This window comes from Tardiphaga sp. (assembly GCF_028290495.1).
GTDB lineage: Bacteria > Pseudomonadota > Alphaproteobacteria > Rhizobiales > Xanthobacteraceae > Tardiphaga.
On record NZ_JAQGJT010000112.1, the window covers coordinates 1 to 4,522 of the forward strand.

General features: G+C 63.7%; 4 protein-coding genes. All 4 read right to left on the bottom strand.

Annotated features, from left to right (window positions below; all coding sequences use genetic code 11):
* Positions 1 to 192: 192 nt before the first annotated feature.
* A complete protein-coding gene (locus JWQ24_RS16970) occupies positions 193 to 1,053 on the bottom strand; it encodes a MaoC family dehydratase (protein ID WP_299810380.1) in 861 nt (286 codons plus the stop codon).
* Positions 1,054 to 1,254: 201 nt separating this feature from the next.
* Positions 1,255 to 1,647, bottom strand: a complete 393-nt coding sequence (locus JWQ24_RS16975; protein ID WP_299810383.1) for an OB-fold domain-containing protein — start codon at positions 1,645 to 1,647, stop codon at positions 1,255 to 1,257.
* Positions 1,647 to 2,795 carry a thiolase domain-containing protein gene (locus tag JWQ24_RS16980; RefSeq protein ID WP_299810386.1) on the bottom strand — a complete coding sequence of 383 codons (1,149 nt, stop codon included), beginning with the start codon at positions 2,793 to 2,795 and terminating at the stop codon, positions 1,647 to 1,649. The genes JWQ24_RS16975 and JWQ24_RS16980 overlap by 1 nt, the downstream gene beginning before the upstream one ends.
* A gap of 145 nt (positions 2,796 to 2,940) precedes the next feature.
* Positions 2,941 to 4,522, bottom strand: a 1,582-nt coding sequence (locus JWQ24_RS16985) for a DUF6537 domain-containing protein (protein WP_299810388.1), incomplete at its 5' end; no start/stop codon positions are given.

The following is a 4,522-nucleotide window of genomic DNA, read 5'->3' on the forward strand; positions in this document are numbered from 1 at the left end:
TAGGCCTCACCGAGCCCGCCGCCTGCGCCGGTGATCAGCGCCACCTTGCCGTCGAGTAATCCCATGATGGTCTCTCCCTTTGTTGCTCGCCGTCATTCCGGGGCAGCCCGGAGGGCTGAACCCGGAATCCGGAGATGATCAGCGCGAGATTCCGGGTTCGATGCTGCGCATCGCCCCGGAATGACGGACAAATTAGCCCAGCACCGTCTTGCCGCTCTTGATGACGGCGACGTTGCGCGCCTTCACCTTGGCCTCGAATGAAATCACGTTGCCGTCCTTCCACAGATCCATCGTCACGGTCTCGCCGGGATAGACCGGCGAGGAGAACCGCGCCGAATGCTGCCTGAAGGCGGACGAATCGTAATCGGCATAGGTCTGCAGCACGCCGCGGCAGGTCAGGCCGTAGGTGCACATGCCGTGCAGGATCGGACGCGGGAAACCGGCACGCTCGGCGAATTCCGGATCGGAATGCAGCGGGTTGCGATCGCCGCACAAGCGATAGACCAGCGCCTGGTCCGGCCGTGTGGAAATATCAACGCTCTGGTCGGGCGCGCGGGTTGGCATCGCATGCGGCTCGGGCTGGCGTCCCGGGGGACCGCCGAAGCCGCCATCGCCGCGGGCGAAGCGCGACGCCACCAGCGTCGCCAGTTCGGCGCCGCTTTCGTCGCGCAGGATCGTCTTGTGGCGGATCACGACGCCCTTGTCCTTGCCCTTGTCGAACACGTCGAGCACGCTGGAATCGGCGGTGATTTTTGCCGCCACCGGCATAGGCCTGTGGAAGGTGATGTCACGCTCGCCGTCGACCACCAGCACCTTGTTGAGATTCATCTCGCCCGGCCCCGCGCCCCACGCCGCCACCGACGCGAAGGTCGGCACCACCTTGAGCGGGCGGTCGGTGTAGTAGGCCTCGTTGACGAAGGCCAATTCCCTCTCATCCATCGGATCGGCGCCGAGCCCGATGCCGTAGGCATAGAGCATTACATCGCGGTCGGTGTAAGCGTAGGGTTGACCAAGACTGGTCATCGCCATCATCGCTTCATAGTTGATCGGCATGGATGCCCTCTCCCTTTTATTTTTGCTTTGCGGCGCTCACAATTGCGCCCTCGCCCCTTGTGGGAGAGGGCAACTCCGATGCCCGCTCCGAACTCTTATGGATGAGGGGTTCTGCGGACTCCTGCGCTCGCGCCCCCCCCTCACCCGTCCGCGCTGGCGCGCGGCCACCCTCTCCCGCAAGGGGAGAGGGAAGAAAGCAAACTAAACCGGCGTGAAGAACGGCAACGGTGCGCCGTCGGTGGGTTTAAAGACCACCCTGACCTTCTGGCCGATCTTCAGCGTGTTCATGTCGCAATCGACGAAGTTGGTCAGCAGCGACGGCCCCTCCTTCAGCGTGACGTAGCCGATGGCGTAAGGACCGCTGGCGGATTTGCGCATCAGGCTGAACGTGTAGATCGTGGCTTCGCCCGTGCTTTCCTCCCACACGGTCTGGTCCGAGAAACAGAACGGGCAGATCGAACGCGGGAAGTAATGCGGTTCGTTGCACGCCGTGCAACGCTTGAACATCAGCTTGCCGTTCGTCGCGGCATCCCAATAGGCCTTGGTCTCGGGATTGCCTTCCGGCGCCGGGTACTTCTTCGCAGTCGTTTCCATTACACGCGCTCCAGAATGGCAGTAGACGCCGCATGGCGCACGCCGAGCAGGCCGCCGGTGCCGTGCACGACCGCGAGATCGCAATTCGGCACCTGCACCTTGGGATGGGCTTCGCCGCGCAGCTGGCGCACGGCTTCGAGGATCTTGGTCATGCCGCCGCGATTGACGGGATGGTTGTTGCACAAGCCGCCGCCATCAGTGTTCCACGGCAGCTTGCCGACGCCCGAGATCAGGTTGCCGTCGGCGACGAACTTGCCGCCTTGCCCCTTCTCGCAGAAGCCGATGTCTTCGAGCTGCATGATCACGGTGATGGTGAAGCTGTCATAGATCGAGGCGTACTTCATGTCGGACGGCTTGACGCCGGCTTCCGCGAAGGCCGCCGGACCCGACCACACGCCGGCGGAGTATGTGAGGTCGAGATCCCGTCCACCGCGCGGGCCCTTGATGGCCTCGCCGTGGCCGATCATGCGCACCAGCGGCCGCTTCAGGCTGCGGGCGATTTCCTCGGAGGTCACAATGATCGCGCCACCGCCATCGCTGACGACACAGCAATCCAGACGATGCAGGGGATCGGAGATCATCGGCGAATTGATGACGTCCTCGACGGTCACGACATCCTTCAGCATCGCGTGCGGATTGTACTGCGCGTGATGCGAGGCTGCGACCTTGACCCAGGCGAGCTGTTCGCTGGTGGTGCCGAAGTCGTGCATGTGGCGCAGCGCGCACATGCCGTAAATGTTGTGCGTGGTGGCCTGATAGGCGGCCTCGAAATCGACTTCCGGGCCGACGGCGCGCGGCGGCATGGCGCCGGTGCGCGGCTTGCCGGCCAGCGTCACCAGCACGATCGACGCCTTTCCGGCGTTGATGGCTTCGGCGGCATGGCCCAGCGCGATGATGTAGGAGCAGCCGCCGGTCTCGGTGGAGTCGAGATGACGTACCTTGAGGCCCATGTAATCGACCATCGCCATGACGCCACCCGGCGCGTCGCCGGCGCAGATATAGCCGTCGATGTCGTCCTTGGTCAGGCCGGCGTCGATCAAGGCGCCGCGGGCGCATTCGGCGTGCAACTGCGCGGTGGATTTGTCGGGTGCATGCCGGGTCGGATGCTCATAGATCCCGGCGAGGTACGCCTTGCCTTTGATGCTCAAGAAATTCTCCGTGGTGTTTCGTTCCCACGCGAGTCTTGGCGCGTCAAAGCCGCGTTGGCAAGCCGCGCAAACGCGCAGCTGCATTCCCGCACAGCGGATGCGAATTTCACAGAGCGGAATAGCGCAACCTGATGATGTGCCGCCCCTACTCCGCCGCGATCTGGCGCGGGGCCGGCGGCGGGTTGGTCAGGTCTTTCGCCAATTCCGCATAGCGAACCCTGGCTGCCGCGACCGAGGCCTCCTTCACCGGACCATAGCCGCGGATCTGGTCGGGCAGCGACAGCAGCGCCACCGCCGTGTCCACCGTCAGCGGCGATAACAGGCCGAGCACGGTGGCGACGTCCTTCTCGTAACCGGCGATCAGGTCGCGCTCCAGCTTGCGGTCGGCGCTGCCGCCGAACGGGTCGAACGGCGTGCCACGCAAGCCGCGCAGGCTTGCCAGCAGCTTGAACAGCGGCCGTATCCAGATGCCGAAGGCGCGTTTCTTCGGCCGGCCAGAGGCGTCCTTACCGCCTAGCATCGGCGGCGCAAGATTGAAGTGAATTTTGAAATCCCCTTCAAACTGCGCGGCGACCTGTTTTTCAAACTGGCCGTCGGTATAGAGGCGCGCGACTTCGTATTCATCCTTGTAGGCCAGCAGCTTGGCGTAGTTGATCGCCACCGCGCGCGGCAACTCGTCGTCATGGCCGCCCTTTATCGCGGCGTCGCGCACGCAATCGACCAACGCGCGATAGCGCGCGGCCAGTCCTGCGTTTTGATAATCGGTGAGCAGCGTGCTGCGGTGGGCGACGATCTCATCAAGCGACATTTCATCGAGCGTCTTCGGCGCGATGGATTCGTCGGCGCCCTTCAGCATCGCTGCGAGCCGCGCCGGATCGGCCGCGGCAAGGCGGCCGAGCTGGAACGCCAAGGTATTCATCTTGATCGAGACGCCGTTCAGTTCAATGGCCTGCTCGATCGAGACTGCCTGTAGCGGCAGCAAGCCCTGCTGGTACGCAAAGCCCATCATCATCATGTTGGTGGCAATGGAATCACCGAGCAGCGCTTCCGCGGCCTTGGTAAAATCCAGGAAGGTGGATTCTTGGCGCAATGACATTTCCAGCACGCCGTTGACACGGCGGGTCTGGAAATTGAAGTCGCGGTTGCGGACGAAGTCGGCGATCGGAATGAGATGCGTGTTGACAACGCCATAGGTGCGTCCGGACTCGCACAGGCCGATAGTGTCCTTGGCGACCGCAACGACCTCGTCGGCCGCGATCAGGAGATCAGCGGTGCCGGTGACGATGCGCGAACAGGTTACCTCCTCCGTGGTCTCGGCAAGACGGACATGGCTCAACACTGCGCCGCCCTTTTGCGCGAGGCCGGACATGTCGAGGATCATGCTGGCCTTGCCCTCGATATGCGCGGCCATGCCAAGCAGTGCGCCGATCGTGAGCACGCCGGTGCCGCCGACGCCGCCGACGGCGACGTTATAGGGCCGATCGAGCGAGGGTCTTGAGGCCGGCTCGGGCAGATCGCCGATATCGCCGACGCTTGTAGCACCAAGGCTTGCCGGCGCACGCTTGCGCATCTTGCCGCCGTCGATGGTGACGAAGGACGGGCACAAGCCCTTTACGCAGCAATAGTCCTTGTTGCAGGTCGACTGGTTGATGGTGCGCTTGCGGCCCATCGCGGTCTCCAGCGGCTCCACCGAGATGCAGTTCGACTGCACCGAGCAATCGCCGCAG